The organism is Streptomyces niveus, assembly GCF_001723055.1.
Lineage (GTDB): Bacteria > Actinomycetota > Actinomycetes > Streptomycetales > Streptomycetaceae > Streptomyces > Streptomyces niveus.
Map to the genome: position 1 here is coordinate 1 of NZ_MDCR01000108.1, position 22,136 is coordinate 22,136.

Here is a 22,136-nt window from a genome sequence, read left to right on the forward strand (position 1 = left end):
GCGCGCGGTGGACCGCGCGCAGGGGCGGGGTCCGGCGGGCGGGGAGCTGAGCCGGGACGACGACCGGCCGCTGTACTGGGCGCGGCTGGCCATGACCCGTGAACTGCGGGCGTGGCACGCCGAGTCGGGGCTCTCCGAGGCGGCGGGCACCCGGCTGCTGGAGCGGCTGGAGAGCGCGTCGCGCGGGCAGGACTCGATGACGGGCGGCGGCGCCGGTGACAGGGCGAAGGGCCTCAAGCGGATCGTGGTCACCGGCTTCGACCCGTTCACGCTGGACCGGGACATCCGGATCAGCAACCCGTCCGGGGCGCTCGCGCTCGCGCTGGACGGCACGGTGATCCGTACGGCCGACGGGCCGGCGCGCGTCGAGACCGCCGTGTTCCCCGTCCGCTGGGGCGACTTCGCCGACGGTACGGTCGAACGCGCCCTGCGCCGTGCGCTGCCGCGTGCCGATCTGTTCGTGACGGTCAGTCAGGGACGGGTGGGGCGGATCGACGTCGAGCGGTACAACGGGGCCTGGCGCGGCGGCTTCGGCGACAACGAGAACGTGTCCGAGACCGGGCTCGTACCGGTGAAGGACCCGGCCACCCAGCCGCAGTGGACGACCACGACGCTGCCGTACACGGCCATCGCGGCGGCCGGTACGGGGCGCTTCCCGGTGTACGACAACACCTCGGTCACCGAGATCCCGGCGGGCGGCACGGCCCCTGTCGTACGGCCTGCCGGACCGACGCCTGGCTCGGCGGCCCGGGCCGGTGGCGGCGGGGACTATCTGTCGAACGAGATCGCCTACCGGGCGACGCTGCTGCGCGACCGGCTCGGGCTCGACATCCCGGGCGGCCATGTCCACACGCCGGTGCTCCAGTTCGGGCCGGGCAACACCGACCCGGCGACGGGGACGGTGTCGGATCCGGTCTTCGTACAGAACAGGCTCGACATCACGGAGCAGTTGCGGACGATCGTGCGGGTGGCGGCCGAGGAGTCGTAGGCGGGACGCCGGGCCCGGTCGGCCGGGCCCGGGCGACGGCCGCGTTCACCAGTCGCGCGGGACGTCCGCCGCGGGGGCCGGGCCGCCGGGCGCCGGGACCGTACGCCCGGCCGGGCCGGAACCCGGTTCGGCGTCACCGGAACCGGCACTCGCACCGGCTCCCGCACCCGTCAGGTCGCGGGCCATCAGCGTCGCTCCCGCCACCGCGCCCGGCATCAGGAACACCGCGACGAACGGCACCAGGAAGGCGAGGGTCAGCGGGACCCCGAAGCCCAGCGTGAGCAGCCTGCGGCGGCGCAACAGCGGGAGGCGCTGCGTCAGTTCGATGCCGCGGCGCTGGAGCGCGACCGCCGTCAGCTCCTCCGTGAGGAAGAAGCCGGACACGCAGAAGCCGAGCACGGGGACGACGGTCTGGCCGACGACGGGGATGAATCCGAGGGCGAAGAGCAGGACGCCGTACAGCACCACCCGCCCCAGGATCCGCAGACTGTCGCGCGCCGAGATCCACAGCTCGCGCAGGAGCGGGAGACCCGACTCGGGGACGTCGCCGCCCTCCGACCGGTCCACGGCCTCGGAGAGCGATTCGTAGAAGGGCTGTCCGACCAGCAGGGTCACGGCGGTGAAGGCGATCACGGCGACGAACAGCACGAGCGCGAAGAGCAGCGCGGTGAGGAAGCCGCGGAACAGCCCCTGCCACGGCGACGACCAGTCGTCGGCGAACGGTGTCGCCCAGGAGATCAGGTCGTCGGCGCCGTAGCTCAGGCCGATGAGCGCCGCCGCGTACAGCACGAGCGTCACGAGGCCCGGCAGCAGTCCGAAGCCGAACCATCTGCCATGCGCGCCGACCCAGCGCTGGCCCTTCACCAAGTAGCCGAAGCCCACACCGAGATCACGCATACGGCCACCCTATCGGGCGTGTTCCACGGCTGTTTCGGGGCGGTTCCCGCCGGGTTCCATGAGGCGCGTGGGACGAACGAGAGTGCGAACACCTCTTGTTGTTGACCCGTACAACCGGTATTACCTGCGTATTGAACCGAACGATCGCCCTCGCACGCCCCGGAGGTACCACCGCATGGCGATACCCAGACCCGTCCTGCTCGCCACCGCCACCGCCACCGCGGCGCTGATGCTCTCGCCGCTGCCCGCGACGGCCGCTCCCGGCGCCGACCGCGCCGACGGCGGCCGTTCGTCGCACCCGGTACGTGACGGCGGCACCACGGACAGCCGCGTGGCCTCGCCCGCGCTGCCGTCGGCCGGCGCCGCCGCGCTCTCCTCGGTGGGCACGACCTCCCCCGGTCTGCGCAAGGACGGCGGCTATCCGCGCCGTAACGTCCTCCCCACGCTGCCCGAGAACCCGGCCGACAAGGCCATCAAGCTGGGCCTGGCGCCGTACCACGCGCTCGCCCCGCGCCTCAACGCCCTCCAGGAGCTGGGCGACCGGGTCAGCGTCGAGGTCACGGGCCGCTCCGCCGGCGGGCACGACCTGTACCTCGTCACGGTCACGGCCCCGGAGAGCGCGAAGGAGGCCGCCGAGCAGGAGCGGATGCGCGCACGCATCGAGGACTCCCCCGCGTCGGCCGCCAAGGACAAGAAGATCAAGGAGAGTTACAAGACTCCGGTCTTCATCAACAACAACATCCACGGCAACGAGTGGGAGGGCACCGACGCGGCCCTGAAGCTCATCGAGGAGCTGGCGAAGGCCAAGGACAGCCGCACGAAGAAGCTGCTGTCCACGAGCCGGATCATCCTCAACGTCACGGCCAACCCGGACGGCCGGATCGCCGGAACCCGCGCCAACGGCAACGGCATCGACCTCAACCGTGACTTCATCACCGCCTCGCAGCCGGAGGCGCGCGCGATCCGGCAGATAGCCGTCGACAAGCAGCCCGCGGTCATGCTCGATCTGCACGGGTACGTCAACGGCACGCTCATCGAGCCGACGACGCCGCCGCACGGCGAGAACTACGAGTACGACCTGTTCCTCAAGAACTCCTACGCCAACGCCCTCGGTATGGAGGAGGCCGTCAACGACCTCGGCTACACCGCCGAGAAGGACGGCGTTCAGCCTCCCGTGATCCCCTTCCGGGACCAGGAGGAGGGCTGGGACGACTGGCCGCCGATCTTCACGCCGCAGTACATGGCGTTCCAGGGCACGGTCGCCTCGCACACCATCGAGATCCCGATGCGGGTCAACAACAACGACTACAACAACCTCCCCGTCGAGGAGCTGCGCCGCAGGTCCAAGATCAACACGGATGTCGCGGGCGCCGCGATGCGCGCCACGCTCGACTTCGCGCTGGACAACCGCAAGACGCTGATCGCCGACCAGATCGAGACGTTCCGGCGCGGTGTCGCGGGCGAGAAGCAGCGGGTCATCTCCGAGGAGACGGTGCCCGGTGTGCCCGGCATCGGTCCGGAGGACATCTACACGACGGACTTCCCGCGCGCGTACGTGATCCCGGCGGGCAGCGGCCAGCGGTCCGCCCCGGCCGCCGCCCGGCTGGTCGACCACCTCATCGCGAACGACGTGAAGGTCGAACAGGCCCGTAAGAGCTTCACGCTGGCGGGCCGCAGCTACCCGGCCGGTTCGTACGTGGTCGACATGGAGCAGGCCAAGCGCGGTATCGCCAACGTCATCCTGGACGAGGGGCGCGACATCAGCGCCGACGTGTCGTCGATGTACGACATCTCGGGCTGGAGCCTCGGGCTGCTGTGGGGCGCGAACGTCACCAAGGTCCAGCGCGGGGGCCTGAACCTCGTAGGGCGCGAGGTGAACGCGGCCTCTCCCGTCGGGTCGGTGGCCCGCAGCGGCGATCTCAAGCTGCGGCTGGACGACCCGAAGGAGTTCGCCGCCGTCAACTCCCTGCTGGCGCAGGGCGTACAGGTGCGCAGGACGGCGGACGGCGCGGCGATCGTGCCGTCGTCGGCCCGTAAGAAGGCCGAGATCCTGGCGGACCGGTACGGCGTCGTCTTCACCTCGACGAAGGACAAGGGCGTCGCGGCGCTGCGCCGTACGACGGTCGCGGCGGCGGTCAACTCGGGTGAGCTGTTCGCGCTGCGCGAGATGGGCTTCGAGGTGCTGCCCGTCTCGACGGCGACGGCGAACGCGGGCTTCGACTGGTCGAAGGCCGACGCGCTGTACGTGTCGACGGGGCTGAGCCACAAGGGCCTGAACGAGACGGCCCGTGCCGCGCTCGGCGCGTTCCTCGCCGGGGGCGCCCCGGTGGTGGCGCTGGGCTCCGGCGGTGCGGCGTTCAACGCCGAGGCCGCGCTGCTCGACGCGACGCCGGTGCGGGGCAACGGGAACGCCAACGGCGTGGTGCGGGTGCTCAACACACCCGGACCGGTCACCGGCGGCACGCAGCCGCACGCGTTCGTCTACTCGCCGATCTGGTACACCGCGCTCGGCAAGGGCGTGCGTACGGAGCAGTCGTACGGCGGCGGCAACCCGCTCGTGTCGGGCCACTGGCGCGCCAACGAGGACGGCACCGGCGGTCCGCAGAACGCGGCCGGACAGGCGGCGATCGTGAGCGGTACGTCGGCGGCCGGTGCGCCGGTCACGCTGTTCGGGACCGAGCCGCTCTTCCGTGACCACCCGAAGGGCTCGTTCGCCCAGGTGGGCCGGGCGCTGCTGAACCGGCTTCCCTAGCAGGCCCGTTGACAGGTGAAGGGCCGCACCCGCTCGTGGGGTGCGGCCCTTCAGCTGCGTACGGGGCTGTACGGGGCGGTCGTGCGGCCGGTCAGACGACGGACAGCTCGACCTTGATGTTGCCGCGCGTGGCGTTGGAGTACGGGCACACCTGGTGCGCCTTCTCCAGCAGGTCCTTCGCGGTGGCCGCGTCCACGTTCGGGATGGACGCCTCCAGTTCGACCTCCAGTCCGAAGCCGCCGGCCTCGGTCTTGCCGATGCTGACCCTGGCGGTCACGGTCGAGCCGGAGATGTCGGCCTTCTCGCGGCGGGCGACGACGCCGAGCGCGCCCTGGAAGCAGGCGCTGTAACCGGCGGCGAAGAGCTGCTCCGGGTTGGTGCCGGCGCCGCTGCCGCCCATCGACTTGGGCGGGTTGACGGTGACGTCGAGCTGGCCGTCGTCCGAGGAGACGCGGCCGTCACGGCCGTTCTCCGCGGTGGCGACGGCGGTGTAGAGGCTGTCGATCTTCTGGATGGTCATTCGGGGGTGTCCTTCTTCTTGTACGCCGCGGCTCGCGCCCACGGACCGCGACGGCCTGGGACGAGCCTAACGGCTGAGGGCGGTCGCCGTGGGTCAGTTGAGTGTGACGATCATCTTTCCGGTGTTCTCGCCGCGGAGCAGTCCGACGAAGGCGTCGTAGCCGTTCTCGATGCCTTCCACGAAGGTCTCCCGGTACTTCAGCTCACCGGAGGCGAGCCAGCCGGCCACGTCCTTGACGAACTGCGGCTGAAGCGCCTTGTGGTCGTTGACGAGCATGCCCTGGAGGCGCAGCCGCTTGCCGATAATCACGGCGAGATTGCGCGGGGCGGGGGTGGCCTCGGTGCTGTTGTACTGCGAGATCATGCCGCAGATGGTGGCGCGGCCGTGCAGGTTGAAGGAGGAGAGCGCCGCTTCGAGGTGCTCGCCGCCGACGTTGTCGAAGTAGACGTCGATGCCGTCGGGCGCGGCCTGCTTGAGCTGTTCCTTGATCGAGCCGCCGGTCTTGTAGTTGAAGGCGGCGTCGAAGCCGTACTCCTCCGTAAGAAGCTTGACCTTGTCGTCGGATCCCGCCGAGCCGATGACCCTCGACGCGCCCTTGATCCGGGCGAGTTGGCCCACCTGGCTGCCGACGGCGCCCGCGGCACCGGAGACGAACACGGCGTCGCCCTCCTTGAAGGAGGCGGTCTCGAAGAGCCCGGCGTAGGCGGTGAGGCCGGTCATGCCGAGGACGCCGAGGTAGGCGCTGAGCGGGGCGAGCGAGGCGTCGACCTTGACCGCGTACTGGGCAGGCACCCGCGCGTACTCCCGCCAGCCGAGTCCGTGCAGCACCTGGTCGCCGACCGCGAAGCCCTCGGCGTCCGAGGCGACGACCTCACCGACGGCGGCGCCGTCCATGGGGTGGTCGAGCTTGAAGGGCGGGGTGTACGACTTCACGTCGTTCATCCGGCCGCGCATGTACGGGTCGACCGAGAAGTGCTTGTTACGGACGAGGATCCTGCCCTCGCCGGGCTCGGCCACCGGGACCTCGCGCAGGGCGAAGTCCTCGGCCTTCGGCCAGCCGTGCGGACGGGCGACGAGATGCCATTCGCGGCCGGACGCGGGAAGAGCGGTCATGGGTGCGGTGCCTCCTCGATTAAAAGCTTCACCTTCTGAAACAACCATGCCTCTGGATATTTCATGTTGTCAAGTAAACGGGTACGCTGGTCCGCATGGCTGAGCACACGGACCCCTTGACCCTCGAAGTCGTCGAACTCATCGGCACGGTCGTGGCCCGCTACTACGAGGAGTACGACCGCGCCGCCGCGGAGCACTCCCTGACCGGCGCGCAGGCCCGCGTACTGGGACTGCTCTCCATCCAGCCCATGCCCATGCGCCGGATCGCCCAGAAACTGAAATGCGAGCCGTCGAACGTCACGGGGATCGTGGACCGGCTGGAGTCGCGCGGCCTGGTGGAGCGCCGCCCCGACCCCGCCGACCGGCGCGTCAAGCTGGCGGCGCCCACGGAGCAGGGGCGGAGCACGGCGCGGCAGCTGCGGGACGGGCTGAACTTCGCGCGCGAACCGCTGGCGGATCTCTCGGCGGCCGAGCGGACGGTGCTGCGGGATCTGCTGCGGCGGATGCTGGGGGCCGACGCCGGGCAGTGACCGGCAGCGACCGCCCGCCCGCCCTTGGACGCCTCAGAAGCAGAAGAAGATCAGGACGCAGTCGTCCTCTGTAGCAGTCGGCGTCGGGGTCGGAGAAGCCGTGGGCCTCGACGACGGCGGGGGCGGCTGGTTCGGCGCGCTCGGCTGACCGGTGGGGCCGGTGGAGTCCGTGGGGTCGGGCGAGTCGCCGGGGTCCGGGTCGTCGCTCGGCTCGGCCGAGTCGGTCGGTGCCGCAGGCTCCTCGTCGTCGCCCGACCCGGATCCCGCGCCCGTTCCCGACGCCGAGGGATCGGGCGAGCCGTCCCCGCCGGGTCGCGCGGAGCCGGCGGACTTGGAGGGGGTGCCGGTCACGGGGCCGGGATCCTCGGGCTTCTTCGGGCCGCTCGGGGGCGGGCCGCCGTCGAGCTCTATCGCCCGGTCCTCCTGTACGGAGGTGGCGTCCCCGTTGTCGCCCGACGACTCCAGTGCCAGCTCGGCCAGGCTGAGCGCGCCGACCGCCAGGACGAGACCCATCACGGTGAGCAGGACGGTGCGGCCCTTGCGCCGGTGGACACCGCGTTCGGCGCGCATCTCGCGGCGCTCCCGGCGGGAGACCTTGCGCTTGCGGGAGCCGCGTTGACGGCGCGGGCCCCGGACGGGCTCCTGGCTGTGTTCGCGCGTGGCGAGGACCACCTCCGCCTCGTACGGGGCGGGGTCGTGGAGCCGTAGCTCCTCGGCAGGCGTACCGCACCCCGCGCACGCCAGGGCGCCGTTGAGGTGCCGCTGGCAGTGATGGCAGTAGTCCATGGCGACCTGAAGATAATCCGGCCAACCACGATGCGGGCACCGGTCGTGTGAAGATCTTGTGCGGAATCAGCCCTTCCGCCAATCCGCCGCCCGACCTGCCCCGAAGGTGCACGATGTCGATATGAATGCCACGACATCAGCCGGAGCCGGTGGAACCTCCCACCCTTTCGGACCACGCGACTTCCAGCTCGTGCTGCTGCGCCGAATGGCCGACCACCAGAGCGAGTTGGTCGAGGACGCCCGGCGTGAGATGGGCGCTTCGCTCGCCGAGATGCGGGAGGCCAACCGGCGCTGGCAGGCGATGGTCCGCTCGCCCCGCGCCCGTGGCACGCTGTCGCGCTACCGCTCGGTGCTGGGGCCGCCGGAGACGACGTTCCCCCGGCAGGTCGGCGATCTGGCGTGCGAGGTGCTGTTGTGGCCCGTACCGCTGTGGCCCACGCTCCGCTTCGAGGTGACGGCGGCGCCGGGCGGCGGTGTGTGGAACGAGTGGCTGGTGCGGGCGCCGGGCGAGGCGGGTCCCGAGCTGCGTACGGCGGACGATCTGCGGCCGTGGTCCTGCACGGTCGACGAGGTCGCCCGCGCGTTCGCCCCGGCCAGACCGATGGAGGGGACGGCGCCGACGCGCTGGGGGCTCGCGTTCGAGGTGGCGGGGACGGGGCCGTGCGTCGCGGAGTTCACCTGGGGGCTGCTCCAGCGCTGGCAGCCGGCGCCGGGCGCGTAGTCGGGGCGCGCCGTAGTCGGGGCGCGCGTCGCTGGTCCGGCGTCAGCTCCCTGTTCACGTAGCCCGACCGGCGCATCCCAGCGCGCGCACCGCCTCTGTGGCGCCCACGATGCGAAGAGAACCGGCCGCCCGCCGGTGATCCGCCTCAGCGCTCCGGGAGAAGAACCCGCCGTGACCGTCAGCCTTGAGCAGTTGCGCCGTTGCCATGTCGCCGTCGACCTCGGGGCCGCCAGGACCCGGGTCTTTGTGAAGGGATCCGGGCTCGTCGTGGACGAGCCGAGCGTCGCCGCAGTGAACACCCGGACCGGTGCGCTCATCGCCGTCGGCGCCCTGGCCGAACAGATGACGGGCCGTACGCCGGACTACATCCGTGTCGCCCGCCCCGTGACCGGCGGCACCGTCGTGGACATCGACATGGCGCAGCGGATGCTCCGCCACCTCCTCGGCGAGAAGCTCCGCCGCCAGTTGCGCCGCAAGCCCCGGCTGCGGGCCGCCGCGTGCACCCCGCACGACAGCGACCCGCTGGCGCAGCGGGCGGCGGTCGAGACGCTGGTCGGCCTCGGCGCCCGCCGGGTCGAGCTGGTCGACACGCTCATCGCCGCGGCCGTGGGCTGCGGGCTGCCCGTGGAGAAGCCGACGGCCACCATGATCATGGTGTGCGGGGCGGCGACGACGCAGGTCGCGGTGTTGTCGCTCGGTTCGATCGTGACGGCCCAGCGGGTCCCGGTCGGCGGCAACGCCATCGACCACGCGGTGATCCAGCATCTGCGCCACCAGCACGAGTTGATGCTGCCGAGCCAGTCCGTCCGGCCGCTCCAGCTGGCGCTGCGCGGCAACGGGATCACCTCGGACGGGCCCACCTCGACGGAGATCCACGGCCGTGACGTGGCGACGGGGCTGGCCCGGTCGGTGTTCGTGGACACCGCCGCCGTACGGCAGGCCATCCACACACCGCTCACCGCGGTGCTCGACGGCATCGGCAAGGTCCTGCGCGACTGCCCGCCGGACCTGGTGGCGGACCTCGCCGACACGGGAATCATGATGGTCGGCGGCAGCGCGCTGCTGCCCGGCCTCGACCAGATGCTCCGCGACGCGACGGGCATGCCGGTACACATCGCCGAACGCCCGGACGTCTGCGCGATCCTCGGCCTCGGCGCGATGCTGGACGGCAAGATCCAGCCGCTGGTACTCAACCCGCTGGCACACGCCGAGTGACATGACGACGGGCGGGGACACGGGGAGCCCCGGACCCGGGGCCGGGGGCCCGCACGGGGCCCGCCCGGCCGGCCGGGGCGAGCCCGACGGGCCGCAGGCCTCGAACAGGCGGAGCCACCGGCCCGAGGCCCCGGACGGACCGGCCGGCCGGAACGGGGCCGACGCGCCCGACTCCCCGGGGCCGCCGGGCCCGGGCGACCGCCAGGGCCAGCCGAGCGACGCCGGCTCTCCCGGTCCCCCGGCGGGCCCCGCCCGTACCCCCCGGCTGCCCATGCTGCTCGACGCCGTGCTCAACGTGGGGAGCGAGGTCGAGTTGGCTTCGACCCTGCAGCATGTCGTCGACAGCGCCGCCGATCTCACCGAGGCGCGTTACGGGGCGCTCGCGCTCGCCGGGCCCGCGCACGGGCGGGGGCGGAGCCGGATCGCCGAGTTGTTCTCCGTCGGGCTCAGTGAGGACGAGCGGCGACGGATCACCCGGCTTCCCACCGGGCACACCGGGCTCCTCGGGCACCCCGGCAGCACCCTCAGCCTCGGTGTTCCCGTCCGCGTCAACAACGACGTGCTCGGCCATCTCTGTCTGGCGCGGAAGCGGCACGGGCCCTTCACCGAGGAGGACTTGGCCCTGTTGCGCGTGCTCGCCTCGCAGGCGGGGATCGCGATCGGCAACGCCCGCCTGTACGGGACCGCCCGCCAGCGTGAGCGGTGGATCGAGGGCGCCGCCGCCGTCACGACCGCGCTCCTCTCCGGCGAGAGCGCCGCTGACGCGCTGAACACGCTCGCGAAGGCCGCGCGGATCCTGGCCGGCGCCGCCGCCGGCGTGGTGCTCCAGCCCACCGACGAGGGCGGCATGGAGATCGTCGCCGCCTCCGCGCTGGACGACCCCGGCGACATCGTCGGTACGAGCATCGCGCCCGGCTCGCCCGTTCTCGTCCAACTCCTCGGCGGCGAGCCGGTGTACATCGACGACTCGTCCACCGACCCCCGGATGACCACCCATGTACGCAGCCGTTTCGGGCCCAGCATGATGCTGCCGCTCCAGAGCGGGGGCCGGCTGATCGGGACGCTCGCCCTGCCGCGCAAGCGCGGCGGACGCCCGTACACCCCCGTCGACCGCATGCTGGCCACGCAGTTCGCCTCGCAGGCCGCGCTCGCGCTGGTGCTGGCCGACGCGCAGCACAACCGGGAGCGGCTCGCGGTCTTCGAGGACCGTGACCGGATCGCCCGTGACCTGCACGATCTGGTCGTGCAGCGGCTGTTCGCCACCGAGATGATGCTGGAGTCGACCCGGCGGCGCACCGGCGAGGGGGAGTTGGCCGATCTGCTCGGCCACGCCGTGGACGAGCTGGACTCCACCATCCAGGAGGTGCGGACCACGATCTTCGCCCTCCAGCAGCCGCCCGCCGACGCCCCGACGGGCCTGCGCGGCAAGGTGCTGCGCGAGACGGCGGGCGCGGCCGTCCTCCTCGGGTTCCAGCCGTCCGTGCACTTCACCGGGGCGGTGGACACCCTCGTACGGGATGAACTGCACACCGGACTGCTGGCCGCGCTGCGCGGTGCGCTGGCCGCCGCGCACCGGCGGACCGGGGTGACGTCGATCGAGGTGGAGGTCGACGCGACCGCACGGCTGCCGGGTGGCCTGGACGGCGTGCGGCTGGTGGTCTCGGTCTCCGACGACGGTGAAGGAGACGACGACGGCTCGGTGGTCTGGGAGGCCGAGCTGTAGCGTCGCCCGGCTCACAACAGAGGGCCCGGTACGGCAGGTTCGCCGTACCGGGCCCGCTGCTTCATCGCCCGCACCGGGGGTGAGGTGTCACCCGGCGCGGGCCGCTCTCACCGCAGCCTGGCCGCTCGCGCCGCCTCGAACTGGTCCACCCAGTGCCGCGTCCGGTCGAGATACGCGGTCTCGGCCTCGGCCCCGGTCTTCCCGTACGCGCCCGAGAAGGTCTGGTAGCCGTGCCCGGCGGGCGGGTTGCCCGACGCGGGTTCGATCGAGCTTCCCTCGTGCCATTCGTTGAAGGAGGTGACGGAGACCCAGGTGGGCGATCCGCCGATGGCCGGGTCCAGCGCGTTGTTCCACTGCTTGTCGTACGCGGCGCCGTTGTCCCTGCCCAGGGTGGGCGTGGTGTTGCCGGGCACGGCGCGGTCGTCGATGTAGCCGGGGGCCACCGACGGCGCCCAGACCAGATCGTTGGCCGCCGCGTAGTCCCCGGCGTTCTTCCAGCCGGGCGCGGTGGCGCCGGCGATGCCGTCGTAGGTGTAGAGACCGTTGAAGTGCGCGATCTTCGAGGTGTCGGTGGTCTGGGCCAGGACGATGTTGTTGTCCGTGACCTGGTCCAGGGCCGACCAGTCGGGCACGTCGAGGCTCTGGAAGACGTAGAACGCGTTGCTGTCGTTGCGCGCCGCGTCCCGGAAGTACGCCGGGTGGTCACCGTAGTTGGCGTTGATGTAGTTGATGTCGTCCACCGTGGACGCGCCGGTCCGGCCGCTGTACGGCTCCAGGTGCCAGGCGACCTTGATGCCGTGGCGCTGGGCCGCGTCCATCACACCGTCGACCAGGCCGTCCTCGTAACTGCCCTGGCCCCACCAGCTGTAGACCAGCACGTTCGCGCCGGACTGCTTGATCCACTCCATGTGCTGTTCGACGGCACCGGTGAAGTCGCCGGAGTCGTACGCGCCCAGCTTGGGGTAGAGGTCGGCGCCGACGTCCTCGGGCGGGTTCTGCCCGCCCTGCTGCCAGTGCCGCCAACTGCCGTACGTGTCGGGGTTGCCGTACCAGGGGTAGTAGAAGAGGTGCACGTTCGACGAGCCCTCGGCCTTGGGCTCCTCGGCCGCGCCGGACAGCGTGAAGCTGTCGATGTCGAAGAGCGCGCCCGCTCCCCCGGTGAAGCGCAGGAACAGCGCGCCCGTGCCGGTCGCGGTCAGTGTCGTGGACACCTCGGTGAAGGTGTCCCAACTGCCCGTCGGGGCGACGTCGACCGACCCGAGCAGCGTGCCGGTGGCCGAGCCGCTGCGGATCTCGACGGTGCCGCCCGCGCCCGCCGACGAGACGTCGGCGGTGAAGGTGGTGGCACCGGCGGTGTCGACGTGGGAGTACCCGGCCCAGTCACCGTTCTCGATATGACCGAGGGTCTGGCCGCCGCTGGCCGAGCCGTGGTTCGCGCGCTCCACGCCCGAGCCGGAGGTGTACGACTCCCCCTCGACCGTCCCCGTGCCCGGACCCGGGTTCCCGCCGTCGTCCGGCGAGCAGTCGGCGTCGACGGCGCCGGCCGCGTACTGGATGCCGCCGAGCAGGACCTGGCGGAAGGCGGGATCGGCGTACGACTCCTGGGTGTGGCCGAGCCCGGTGTAGAACGACCGGCCCGCGGCCTGCTCGTCGCACCAGGTGATCGGGTGGTCGCCGCCCATCTCCCCACCGCTGTAGGTGGATTCGTCCAGGCTCTGCAGGACGTGGACGCTGTCCCGGGGGTTGGTGCGGTAGTTGTACCACTCGTCGGTCCTGGACCAGGTCGGGTTCAGGTGCGAGGTGGCGGGGTGGCCGCGGTCCTCGGTCTCGACCGTCGCCTGCTGGATCGCGGGGTGGCTCTTGAACCAGGCACCGACCAGGCCCTCGTACTCGGGCCAGTCGTACTCGGTGTCGGCCGCCGCGTGGACGCCGACGTAGCCGCCGCCCCCGTCGACGTACGACTTCAGCGCCGTCTGCTGCGCGCCGTTGAGTACGTCGCCGGTGGTGCTGAGGAAGACCACCGCCTCGTAGTTGGCGAGGTTGGCCGTGGTGAAGGCGCCGCTGTCCTCGGTCGCGGTCACGCTGAACTCGTTGTCCGCGCCCAGGGCTTGGATCGTCTGGATGCCGACGGGGATCGAATCGTGCCTGAATCCGGCCGTCTTGGAGAAGACGAGGACGTCGTACGGGTCGGCCGCGGCGTCCGCCGACGCCCCGCCGGGCGCCAGGAACGCGGCACCGAGCGCGACGGCCAGCACACAGGACAGATGTCGCATACGGCGGGCGATGTCACGTCTCATCGGTCAGCTCCTTTGGCCGCGGCGCCGGTCGAGAAGGTGAAGGCGTCCAGGTCGAAGAGGTTGCCCTGGCCGGTCGCGCCCTTGAAGACGAGGAACAACTCGGTGCTCCCGGCGGGGGCGTTGGTGATGTTCCCGGTGACGTCGACGAAGTTCTCCCAGCCGCCGGTCGGGGCCACCGTCAGCGTGCTGAGCAGCGTGCCGGTCGCGGATCCCGCCCGTACTTCGAGCGTGCCGCCGACGCCGCCGGACGCGACGCGCGCCGAGACGCTGGTCGCGTTGTCCACCGCGTACGGCTTGAAGGAGACCCAGTCGCCGTTGTCGGTGAAGCCGACCGTGGCACCGCCCTCGGCGTTGCCGTGGTTCGCGACCTCGATGCCGGACATGGCGCCGAAGTGCTCGCCCTGCCGGTGCCGGGGCTGGAGGATGCTGTCGCTGTGGGTGGTCAGACCGCCCTCGTCCGTGTACTCGGCGTCGAAGACCCCGTAGATGTTGGCGGCGGTGTCGTGCTCACCGTCGACGGGGACGTCGATGGTGCCGGAGCAGCCGTTCTTCGAGGTGATCTGGTGCCGGTGCTCGTCGTGGCCCAGCAGATACGTCACCTTGACCTTGGCGCAGTCGACGGTGCCGTCCTCGGGGTCACTGGCCGTCACGGTGAACGGGACGCTGTCGCCCCAGGAGAACAGCTCGCCGTCGGCAGGGGTGTTCAGGGTGACGGTGGGCGCGCTGTTGCCGGCGGTGACGACGAGGCTGGCCGAGCCGGTCAGGCCCTCGGGGTCGGTGACCGTGAGGGTCGGCCGGAACGTACCGGCCTCGGTGTAGGTGTGGCTCGGGTTGGCCTCGGTGGACTTCGTACCGTCACCGAAGTCCCAGGCGTAGCTGAGCGCTCCGCCCTCGGGGTCGGCGCTTCCCGCGGAGGAGAAGGCGACGGCGAGCGGGGTCGGTCCCGACGTCTTGTCGGCGGCGGCCTTGGCGACCGGGCTGCGGTTGCTGCCGGCCAGATACTCGACGCGGTACAGCGCCTGGTTGTTGGAGCCGGTGCCGTAGTCGAGGACGTACAGCGCGCCGTCGGGGCCGAAGGCCTGGTCCATGACCTGGGTGCCGGTCCAGGGGAAGTTCTCGATGACGCCGGGGGAACCGTCGGCCTTGACCTCGATGGCCTTGATCCACTTGCGGCCGTACTCACCGGCGAAGAAGCGGCCGTCGAGCGACTCGGGGAACTTCACGGCGGAGTCGAGGCCCGCGTCGTAGTTGTAGACGGGCCCGCCCATGGGCGACTCGGAGCCGCTGCCGAACTCGGGCGGGGAGCCCGCGTCGCCGGAGTAGCGGATCCAGGCGGCCTTGGCCGGCGGGAGCTTGCTCTGGCCGGTGTTGTGAAGGGAGTTGTTGGTGGCGCCGCCCGCGCAGTCGTACTTGCCGGCGGAGGGTCCGTCCGGGAACGCCCACTCGCCGTAGGTCTCGGTGGGGGTGTTGGTGCCGGTGCAGTACGGCCAGCCGTAGTTGCCGGCCCCGGTGATGCGGTTGAACTCGACCTGGCCGCTGGGGCCGCGATCGGCGCTCGTGGAGCCGGAGTCGGGGCCGTAGTCGCCGAGGTAGACGATGCCGGTGGCCTTGTCGACGGACATCCGGAACGGGTTGCGGAAGCCCATCGCGTAGATCTCGGGGCGCGTCTGCGCCGTACCGGGGGCGAAGAGGTTTCCGGACGGGACGGTGTAGCCGCCGTCGGCCGTGGGCTTGATACGGAGCACCTTGCCGCGCAGGTCGTTGGTGTTGCCCGAGGAGCGCTGGGCGTCGAACTGCGGGTTGCGGTTGGCGCGTTCGTCGATCGGCGAGTAACCGGCCGACTCGAACGGGTTCGTGTCGTCGCCCGTCGTCAGATAGAGGTTGCCCTGCGCGTCGAAGTCGATGTCACCGCCGACGTGGCAGCACTGGCCACGGTCGTTGGGAACCTCCAGCACGACCTTCTCGCTCGCGGTGTCGAGGGTGCCGTCGGCCTTGAGCGTGAACCGGGACAGGTTCAGATGCCCCTTCCACGGCTCGAAGTCGGCCGCGCTGCCGGTGACCGGGGCGTCGCCGCCGGGTGTGTCGAGCTTGGGCGAGTAGTAGAGGTAGAGGTAGCGGTTGGTCGCGAAGTCCGGGTCCGCCGCGACTCCCTGGAGACCTTCCTCGTCGTGCGTGTAGACATCGAGCTTGCCCGACGTCTTGGTGTTGCCGGCGGCGTCCGTGAGGCGGACCGTTCCGTCCCTCGCGGTGTGCACGACCGAGCGGTCGGGCAGGACGGCCAGCGACATGGCCTCGCCCAGCTCGGCACCGCCGAGGGCGAGTTGCACCTGCTGGTAGTCGGCTGCCGGGATCTCGGCGGCCTCGTGTTCCGGGTGACCGGGGTGGGCCACGGCGGCGGGGGCGGCGGTGAGACCCGCCGAGAGTACGAGGGCGAGCGCCGCGAAGATTCTGGACCACGCTGGTGGGCGTCGTGACATCGAGAATTCCTTCCTGACCAGAGGTGGGGTGTGTCAGGCAAGGCGCGCGCCGTCGCGCTTTGCTGCCGAGCGGTGGGGGCGGTGCGGTGATGCGGTGATGCGGTGCGGGGGGTTCGGTGTGGGGGGTTCTGGAGGATGCCGTGTGTTGGCCCGGAGGCCATCTCCGTAGTCCGGGCGAGTTGCATGCTGGCAACGCCGAATTAATTTGTCAAGGTCGTGTCAAAATTGAATCCGGCTGCCCAGGCACCCTCCTCCGTACGCGCGCGAGACCGAACTCGCCCCGCGTAGACCGGCCTTGGCCTGCCGTGTTCTCGGGACGATCTCGCGGCGTACGGCACCGGCAACTGCCCACGTTTCGGACACTGTTGTGTGACTGAACAAATTCGCCGGGGTTACGGGAAACGTCCCGGCAACGCGACGCGTCCCGCGGCGCGACGAACACGGTGGCCGCGAGTGCCGGCACGAGCAGCGCGGCACAGACGTGGGCGGAGATCGCCGGCCCGCTCGTCATCGCCTCACGCGCGGCGTCCGCGACCCCCGCCGTGCGCGGAGATGTCGCGGCTCACGCCCGAGGAGCTGCGGCGGTTCGAGGACTTCATCGGCAGGCTGCGCGGGGGGATGGACTCCCTGCTGGACAACGAGTACCGCCCGCCGGGCCCCTGAGCGGGTCTCGGGCCCGGTTCGGGCGGCGGCGGGGTCGGCTCAGCTGCTCAGCAGCTCACGCAGCGAGACGACCGTGCGCGCGATGAACGCGTCACGGGTCGTCTCGTCCAGCAGTCCCAGCGACAGGTACGGATTCAGATCCTCCAGCTCCACGAGCAGCAGCTCCCCGTCCGGCGCCCGGCACGCGTCGACGCGCTGGATGCCGTGGTCGAGAGTGTTCCAGTCGATGAACTTACCGGCGAAGTCGAGATCCACGGCCCTGGCCTCGTACGGTACGAGTTCCCACCGCCGCTCCGGGTCGGGTGCGTGCAGCGCGTACTGGAAGTCGTGGTCGACGAAGTAGAAGGAGACCTCGTACAGGAAGGGGATGCGCGGCTGCACGAGCGAGTCCCCCAGCCCGGTGAGGCCCGCCAGCTCCTCGCGCGGCACGAACCGCATGCCGATGGAGTCCGCCCCGTCCTTGGGCTTGACGACGTACTCGTCCGCGTCCGGCAGCCGCCCCAGGTCCTCGGCCCGGTCGACGGTCGGGATGACGGGCAGCCCGGCGGCGCTCAGCTCCACCAGATACTGCTTGCCCGCCATGTCGCCGCGCCCGTTCAGCGGGTTGTAGACGCGCACGCCGTCGGCCAGCGCCCGCTCGCGGAACGCGTCGTACCGCTCCCGGTAGTGGATGACGGGCCCGCTGTTGCGTACGACGACTCCGTCGAACGCGCCCATGAGGCGGGCGGCGTCGGCCGGGTGGCAGGTGGCGACGGTGAAGTCCCGCCGCAGCCGGGAGGAGAACAGGATGTCCTCGTCGCAGTAGCGGCGGCCCTTCGCCTCGTAGGCGAGGTCGGTGACGTAGAGGACGCGGGGCGGTGCGGCGGCGGACATGGTGCTCCTGAGAGTGACGGGGATGTCCGCAGGCTACGCGGGGGCCGAAGTCACCCCGCCACCACGGTCGCCTCCGTCGCCTTCACACTCGTCCAGACCGGCACCCCGTCGGCCAGCCCGAGTTCGACGGCGGCCTGCGGGGTGATCTCGGCCACGAGGTCGGGTGCCTGCTCGGAGGTGATCAGTACACGCAGCCGGCTGCCGCTGGAGGTGATCTCGCGTACGGTGCCGGGCCAGACGTTACGGGGGCTGCCGCTCGGCCGGTCGCGGTGCACGGACACGGCCTCCGGCGCGATGATCGCCAGCGCGCGGGTGCCCGGGGGCGGCGGGTCGGCGACGACGAGCAGACCGCCGTCGGTGAGCGCGAGGCCGTCGGCGGTCGCGGTGCCGGGCCAGGCGTTGCGCCCGAGCATGCGGGCCACCCACGGCGAGCGGGGGCGGCGGGTGACGTCGGCGGGCGGCGCGTCCTGGACGACGCGGCCCTCGTCCAGGACGAGGACGCGATCGGCCAACGACACGGCCTCCACCGGGTCGTGAGTGACCATCAGACAGACCCCGCCGAATCGTTCGAGGTGGCCGCGCAGGGTGTGCCGTACCCGCGCGCGGGTGGTCTGGTCGAGCGCGGCCAGCGGCTCGTCGAGGAGCAGCAGCCGGGGGTTCGTCGCCAACGCCCGTGCCAGCGCCACGCGTTGGGCCTGCCCGCCGGACACCTGGGCGGGCCTGCGGTGCGCGAGGTGGCCCACCCCGAGCCGGTCGAGCCACAGTTGGGCGCTCCGGCGGGCCTCGGCGCGGCCGACGCCCTGGGCGCGGAGCCCGTACGCGGTGTTGCTCAGGGCGCTCAGGTGCGGGAACAGCGCACCGTCCTGGGGCACCCAGGCGACGCCCCGGCGGTGCGGCGGGAGCGCGGTGACGTCGAGCGCGCCGAGGCGCAGCTCGGCGTGGGCGCGCGGGGTCAGTCCGAGGAGGGCGCGCAGGAGGGTGGTCTTGCCGGCTCCGTTGGGGCCCACGACGGCGATGGTGGTGCCGGGCTCGGCGTCGAGGACCAGGCGGGTGAAGCCGGTGACGTCGGCGTGCAGCGCCCAGCGTTCCTCGACGGTCGTCCCCGCGCCCTCCTTGCCGAGATCGACGGCCGCTCCGTCCGCCTCCGTGTCGTCGTCCGGTGAAGTGGCTTGGTTCCGGCGCCTGTTGGTCGCGTCCTCGCTGTCGCGCGGGGTGCCCGTCCAGCGCCCGCGCAGCACGATCAGCACGCCCATGGCGATGACGAGGAGCAGCAGCGACACGGATGTCGCGGCCTCCGGCGAGTTCTGGAGGAGCAGATACACCTGGAGCGGCAGCGTCTGGGTGGTGCCGGGCATATTGCCCGCGAAGGTGATGGTCGCGCCGAACTCGCCCAGCGCCCGCGCCCAGGTCAGGGCGGCCCCGGCGAACAGTCCGGGGGCGACCATCGGAAGGGTGACGGTGGCGAACACCCGTACCGGCGAGGCGCCGAGGGACGCGGCGGTCTCCTCGTAACGGGGACGCAGTCCGCCGAGCGCGCCTTCCAGGCTGATGACGAGGAACGGCATGGCGACGAACGTCGCCGCCACGACCGCGCCCGAGGTGTGGAACGGCAGGGTGATGCCGAACGTGTCCTCCAGCCAGGGGCCGAGCAGCCCGCGCCGCCCGAACGCCAGGAGCAGCGCGACGCCGCCGACGGTGGGCGGCAGCACCATCGGCAGCAGGACCAGGGACCGTACGAACGCCTTGCCGGGGAAGTCGACGCGCGCCAGCAGCCAGGCCAGCGGCACCCCGAGGACCAGGGAGAGCGCGAGCGCCCAGAAGGAGACGAGGAGGGAGAGCTCCAGCGCCTCGACCACTCCGGGGCTGGTCAGATGCGTACCGATGTCGCCCCAGGAGGTGCGGGCGAGGATCCCGATGAGCGGCAGCAGCAGAAAGGCGACGGCGAGCAGCGCGGGGACGGCGAGCGCGAGGGGCGTACGGGGGCGGGTACGGCCCCGGGCCCGGCGGGTCGGGCTGAGACGGCTCATCGGGCTCCTGCGATGGTGGCGCGTGTCCTGGTGTCCCGCCGCGAGCTGACGGACGGACGGGCGGGGGCGAGCGGGCGGACGGACGGGCGGCGCGTGGCCGCCCGCCCGCCGTCTCACACGGGCGGGTCGACGTGGGTCACGGCTGCTGGAAGCCCGCGTCCTGGAGGAGCTTCTGCGCCTCGGGGGTGCTGAGCCACGCGACGAACGCGGCTGCCGCCTCGGTGTGCTCGGACGTCTTGAGCGTGGCGGCCGGGTACTCGGCGACCGCGTTCTGCGCGTCGGGGATCTCGATCGCGTCGACCTTGTCCGTGGCGGTGGCGGCGTCCGTCTTGTAGACGATTCCGGCGTCCGCCTCGCCGAGTTCGACCTTGCTGAGGACGGCGCGGACGTTCGGCTCCTCGGAGACCGGCTTCACGTCGATCTTCTGCGCCTCCAGCACCTGCTCGCTGTAGCGGCCGACCGGGACCTCGGGCGCCGCGAGGACGACCTTGAGCTTGGTGTCGGCGAGATCCTTGAGATTCTCGATCTTTTCCGGGTTGCCCTCGCCGGTGGCGATGACAAGCCGGTTCTTGGCGATGACGGTCGGGGTGCCGGTCTCGCCCTTCAGACCGTCCATGGTCTTGGTGTCGGCGGTGACCAACGCGTCGGCGGGGGCGCCCTGCTGGACCTGTGCGGCGAGTTCCTGCGAGCCGGCGAAGGAGAAGGTCACCTTGGTGCCGGGGTTCTGCTTCTCGTACGCGGCGCCCGCCGTCTCGAAGACGTCGGTGAGCGAGGAGGCGGCGAGCACGGTGAGGTCGGCCTTCGGCGCGCCGGTGGCGGTGGACGATTCGGTGGCCTTGGCCCCGGTGTCGTCGGCGTCGCTGTCGTCGCCGCCGCACGCGGTCAGGGGGACGAGCAGGGCCGCGGTGAACGCGGTGGCCGCGGCGCGTCGTATGGCGGTGCTGAGGGTGAAGGACATGAGGGTGGGAACTCCCTGGAAAGCTGAACTCGAAGGCGGACAGGTGGAGTTACGGCGGGGCGGAACGGCCGGACGGATCAGGTGCGGCCGGACGGATCAGGTGCGGCCGACGGGTCAGGTGCGGTCGATGTGCACGCTGGTCGACTTCACGCGGGCGGTGGCCTGCATGCCGACCTCGAAGCCCAGCTCCTCCACGGCCTCCCTGGTCAGGAGCGAGACGAGCCGGTGCGGCCCGGCCTGGATCTCGACCTGGGCCGCGACGTCGCCGAGCTTGACGGCGGTGACGATGCCGGGGAACGCGTTGCGGGCGGAGGTGTACGGGACCTCCTCCTCGCCGCCGTTGCCGCTCTGGCCGACCTCGATCGAGAACGCGGCGAGGTCGCGGCCGTCGATGAGCCGTCGGCCGCCCTCGTCGCGATGGGTCGCGACGCGGCCGGCGTCGGCCCAGCGGCGGGCGGTGTCGGTGCTGACACCCAGCAGGCGTGCGGCCTGACCGATTGTGTAGGACTGCATGCGCGGAAAGATAGGCCGTGAACCTCGCATCTGCAAGGTTTGAGTTGATTATCCATAGCAGATGCGCACCGCCTTGGAGGAACCCCCAAGCCCCGGCACCCTCTCACGCGGGAACAGGAGCCGGCCCGGGGACGAGCCGCGCGCCGACCCACACGCTGGTGATCGCGCTGATGTAACGCGCCCCGCAGCGGTCGGTCGGCACGACGAGCTGACTGCCCACCAGGTCCAGCGCCCGACCGTCGAGCGTGGTGGCGAGCAGCGCGGGCACGGCGCCGAAGTCGGGGTCTATCTCGCCCCAGGACAGGACCGTGTGATGCCCGTCCCCGCCGGTGACGGCGAGCAGGAAACGCGAACGGTCCCTCCGGCGCCGTACGTCGAACTCCGGACGCGCGTCGGCGACGACCTCGCGCAACAGGGGCCCCTCGAACGTGTGGTGCCGGGGCCCGCTGCTCGCGCACTCGAAGACCACGTCGGCGTGGTGCTGCTCCCACCCCTGCCGCAGATCGGCGACGGTCAGCGTGCCGGGCCGCCCCACCTCGCCGCGCAGGGCGAAGGCCCCGGTACGTACGGAAGGAGGGCCACCGGGTGGCGTCCTGAGTCGGCCCATCGAACATCCCCCTTCGAGCGGCGCGCACATGACGACTGCGCCGGGGTGATGCCCGCTGCGCGCCCCGCAGAACCATAAGTGCGAGCGCTCATGGCTGCTTTGCCTCGCTTTTGCCAGCGGAGAAGTCGCCCGTTCACCGCGAATGCGCCGACGCCGGACGGCGCCCGCCGTGAGACGGATCGGCAGACTGGTGGCCATGGTGTGTCTGCGGGTACTCACGACGAACGACCGGCCCCTGTGGCGCGACGCCCGGCTCGCCGCGCTGGCGGAGGCGCCGTACGCCTTCAAGTCCCCTCTCGGGGACTGGAGTCGGGGCGGTGAGGAGCGGTGGCGGGCGCGCCTGGAGATACCCGGTGCGTACAACGTCCTCGCGTCGCTGGACGGGCGGACGGTGGGGATGGCGAGCGGGCTGCCCGGGGACGGCGGCGTGTGCGAGCTGAGGTCGGTGTGGGTGGGGCCCGAGGCGCGGGGGCGGG

The 22,136-nt window shown here is 71.7% G+C and carries 18 protein-coding genes; 7 read left to right on the forward strand and 11 right to left on the reverse strand.

All coding sequences use genetic code 11. From position 1 onward, the window contains the following. Nucleotides 1-988 (forward strand): pyroglutamyl-peptidase I (locus tag BHU15_RS14415; protein ID WP_255293110.1); only part of this gene is annotated, 988 nt, incomplete at its 5' end. 45 nt (nucleotides 989-1,033) lie between these two features. Here BHU15_RS14415 and BHU15_RS14420 read toward each other — a convergent pair. Further along, the gene (locus BHU15_RS14420; protein WP_069627562.1) at nucleotides 1,034-1,885 is read right to left on the reverse strand and encodes an EI24 domain-containing protein; all 852 of its coding nucleotides are present in this window, start codon (nucleotides 1,883-1,885) and stop codon (nucleotides 1,034-1,036) included. A 175-nt stretch (nucleotides 1,886-2,060) separates the two neighbouring features. Between BHU15_RS14420 and BHU15_RS14425 the strand changes: the two genes are divergently transcribed. Then, nucleotides 2,061-4,637, forward strand: coding sequence for a M14 family zinc carboxypeptidase (locus BHU15_RS14425; RefSeq protein WP_069627563.1), 2,577 nt, complete (start codon nucleotides 2,061-2,063; stop codon nucleotides 4,635-4,637). Between the two features lie 91 nt (nucleotides 4,638-4,728). Here the strand turns inward: BHU15_RS14425 and BHU15_RS14430 are convergent, their stop codons facing one another. Both BHU15_RS14430 and BHU15_RS14435 read right to left on the reverse strand, forming a co-directional pair. Then, the gene (locus BHU15_RS14430) at nucleotides 4,729-5,157 is read right to left on the reverse strand and encodes an organic hydroperoxide resistance protein (RefSeq protein ID WP_023542021.1); all 429 of its coding nucleotides are present in this window, start codon (nucleotides 5,155-5,157) and stop codon (nucleotides 4,729-4,731) included. A gap of 93 nt (nucleotides 5,158-5,250) precedes the next feature. Beyond that, complete coding sequence (locus BHU15_RS14435; RefSeq protein WP_069627564.1) at nucleotides 5,251-6,270, reverse strand: NADP-dependent oxidoreductase; 1,020 nt, start codon at nucleotides 6,268-6,270, stop codon at nucleotides 5,251-5,253. Nucleotides 6,271-6,365: 95 nt separating this feature from the next. On the opposite strand from BHU15_RS14435, the gene BHU15_RS14440 reads away from it, so the two are divergent. After that, nucleotides 6,366-6,800 (forward strand): MarR family winged helix-turn-helix transcriptional regulator, encoded by a 435-nt coding sequence (locus BHU15_RS14440; protein WP_069627565.1) that lies wholly within the window; start codon nucleotides 6,366-6,368, stop codon nucleotides 6,798-6,800. Nucleotides 6,801-6,833: 33 nt separating this feature from the next. Here the strand turns inward: BHU15_RS14440 and BHU15_RS14445 are convergent, their stop codons facing one another. Further along, the gene (locus BHU15_RS14445; RefSeq protein WP_079128140.1) at nucleotides 6,834-7,586 is read right to left on the reverse strand and encodes an SCO2400 family protein; all 753 of its coding nucleotides are present in this window, start codon (nucleotides 7,584-7,586) and stop codon (nucleotides 6,834-6,836) included. 121 nt (nucleotides 7,587-7,707) lie between these two features. On the opposite strand from BHU15_RS14445, the gene BHU15_RS14450 reads away from it, so the two are divergent. The 3 genes from BHU15_RS14450 (at nucleotide 7,708) to BHU15_RS14460 (ending at nucleotide 11,245) form a co-directional block, all read left to right on the forward strand. Then, nucleotides 7,708-8,307 carry a hypothetical protein gene (locus tag BHU15_RS14450; protein WP_037783994.1) on the forward strand — a complete coding sequence of 200 codons (600 nt, stop codon included), beginning with the start codon at nucleotides 7,708-7,710 and terminating at the stop codon, nucleotides 8,305-8,307. Nucleotides 8,308-8,478: 171 nt separating this feature from the next. After that, nucleotides 8,479-9,522: a rod shape-determining protein gene (locus tag BHU15_RS14455; RefSeq protein ID WP_069627566.1), complete on the forward strand. Its 1,044-nt coding sequence runs from the start codon at nucleotides 8,479-8,481 to the stop codon at nucleotides 9,520-9,522. A gap of 271 nt (nucleotides 9,523-9,793) precedes the next feature. Continuing rightward, entirely contained in the window at nucleotides 9,794-11,245 is a 1,452-nt protein-coding gene (locus BHU15_RS14460) for a GAF domain-containing protein (protein WP_069627575.1), read from the forward strand. 107 nt (nucleotides 11,246-11,352) lie between these two features. Here the strand turns inward: BHU15_RS14460 and BHU15_RS14465 are convergent, their stop codons facing one another. The 7 genes from BHU15_RS14465 to BHU15_RS14495 all read right to left on the reverse strand — a co-directional run bounded on the left by BHU15_RS14465 (nucleotide 11,353) and on the right by BHU15_RS14495 (nucleotide 21,660). Further along, complete coding sequence (locus BHU15_RS14465; RefSeq protein ID WP_069627567.1) at nucleotides 11,353-13,542, reverse strand: glycoside hydrolase family 99 protein; 2,190 nt, start codon at nucleotides 13,540-13,542, stop codon at nucleotides 11,353-11,355. After that, entirely contained in the window at nucleotides 13,539-16,019 is a 2,481-nt protein-coding gene (locus BHU15_RS14470; protein ID WP_069627568.1) for a PQQ-dependent sugar dehydrogenase, read from the reverse strand. Before BHU15_RS14470 ends, BHU15_RS14465 begins: the two co-directional genes overlap by 4 nt. Before the next feature lie 702 nt (nucleotides 16,020-16,721). Further along, nucleotides 16,722-17,555, reverse strand: a complete 834-nt coding sequence (locus BHU15_RS14475; protein WP_069627569.1) for an ATP-grasp domain-containing protein — start codon at nucleotides 17,553-17,555, stop codon at nucleotides 16,722-16,724. 50 nt (nucleotides 17,556-17,605) lie between these two features. Further along, nucleotides 17,606-19,582 carry an ABC transporter permease gene (locus tag BHU15_RS14480; protein ID WP_069627570.1) on the reverse strand — a complete coding sequence of 659 codons (1,977 nt, stop codon included), beginning with the start codon at nucleotides 19,580-19,582 and terminating at the stop codon, nucleotides 17,606-17,608. Between the two features lie 136 nt (nucleotides 19,583-19,718). Further along, entirely contained in the window at nucleotides 19,719-20,540 is an 822-nt protein-coding gene (gene modA / locus BHU15_RS14485; protein WP_069627571.1) for a molybdate ABC transporter substrate-binding protein, read from the reverse strand. A 114-nt stretch (nucleotides 20,541-20,654) separates the two neighbouring features. Next, nucleotides 20,655-21,053: a TOBE domain-containing protein gene (locus tag BHU15_RS14490; RefSeq protein ID WP_023542009.1), complete on the reverse strand. Its 399-nt coding sequence runs from the start codon at nucleotides 21,051-21,053 to the stop codon at nucleotides 20,655-20,657. Nucleotides 21,054-21,156: 103 nt separating this feature from the next. After that, complete coding sequence (locus BHU15_RS14495; protein ID WP_069627572.1) at nucleotides 21,157-21,660, reverse strand: molybdopterin-binding protein; 504 nt, start codon at nucleotides 21,658-21,660, stop codon at nucleotides 21,157-21,159. 196 nt (nucleotides 21,661-21,856) lie between these two features. Here BHU15_RS14495 and BHU15_RS14500 point away from each other — a divergent pair. Next, the coding region (locus tag BHU15_RS14500; protein ID WP_141726822.1) for a GNAT family N-acetyltransferase at nucleotides 21,857-22,136 on the forward strand (280 nt) is incomplete at its 3' end.

Coding starts and splice junctions, on each gene's coding strand:
- BHU15_RS14420 (WP_069627562.1), bottom strand. CDS start 1,885: ATGCGTGATCTCGGTGTGGGCTTCGGCTACTTGGTGAAGGGCCAGCGC.
- BHU15_RS14425 (WP_069627563.1), top strand. CDS start 2,061: ATGGCGATACCCAGACCCGTCCTGCTCGCCACCGCCACCGCCACCGCG.
- BHU15_RS14430 (WP_023542021.1), bottom strand. CDS start 5,157: ATGACCATCCAGAAGATCGACAGCCTCTACACCGCCGTCGCCACCGCG.
- BHU15_RS14435 (WP_069627564.1), bottom strand. CDS start 6,270: ATGACCGCTCTTCCCGCGTCCGGCCGCGAATGGCATCTCGTCGCCCGT.
- BHU15_RS14440 (WP_069627565.1), top strand. CDS start 6,366: ATGGCTGAGCACACGGACCCCTTGACCCTCGAAGTCGTCGAACTCATC.
- BHU15_RS14445 (WP_079128140.1), bottom strand. CDS start 7,586: ATGGACTACTGCCATCACTGCCAGCGGCACCTCAACGGCGCCCTGGCG.
- BHU15_RS14450 (WP_037783994.1), top strand. CDS start 7,708: ATGAATGCCACGACATCAGCCGGAGCCGGTGGAACCTCCCACCCTTTC.
- BHU15_RS14460 (WP_069627575.1), top strand. CDS start 9,794: ATGCTGCTCGACGCCGTGCTCAACGTGGGGAGCGAGGTCGAGTTGGCT.
- BHU15_RS14465 (WP_069627567.1), bottom strand. CDS start 13,542: ATGAGACGTGACATCGCCCGCCGTATGCGACATCTGTCCTGTGTGCTG.
- BHU15_RS14470 (WP_069627568.1), bottom strand. CDS start 16,019: ATGTCACGACGCCCACCAGCGTGGTCCAGAATCTTCGCGGCGCTCGCC.
- BHU15_RS14475 (WP_069627569.1), bottom strand. CDS start 17,555: ATGTCCGCCGCCGCACCGCCCCGCGTCCTCTACGTCACCGACCTCGCC.
- BHU15_RS14480 (WP_069627570.1), bottom strand. CDS start 19,582: ATGAGCCGTCTCAGCCCGACCCGCCGGGCCCGGGGCCGTACCCGCCCC.
- modA (WP_069627571.1), bottom strand. CDS start 20,540: ATGTCCTTCACCCTCAGCACCGCCATACGACGCGCCGCGGCCACCGCG.
- BHU15_RS14490 (WP_023542009.1), bottom strand. CDS start 21,053: ATGCAGTCCTACACAATCGGTCAGGCCGCACGCCTGCTGGGTGTCAGC.
- BHU15_RS14495 (WP_069627572.1), bottom strand. CDS start 21,660: ATGGGCCGACTCAGGACGCCACCCGGTGGCCCTCCTTCCGTACGTACC.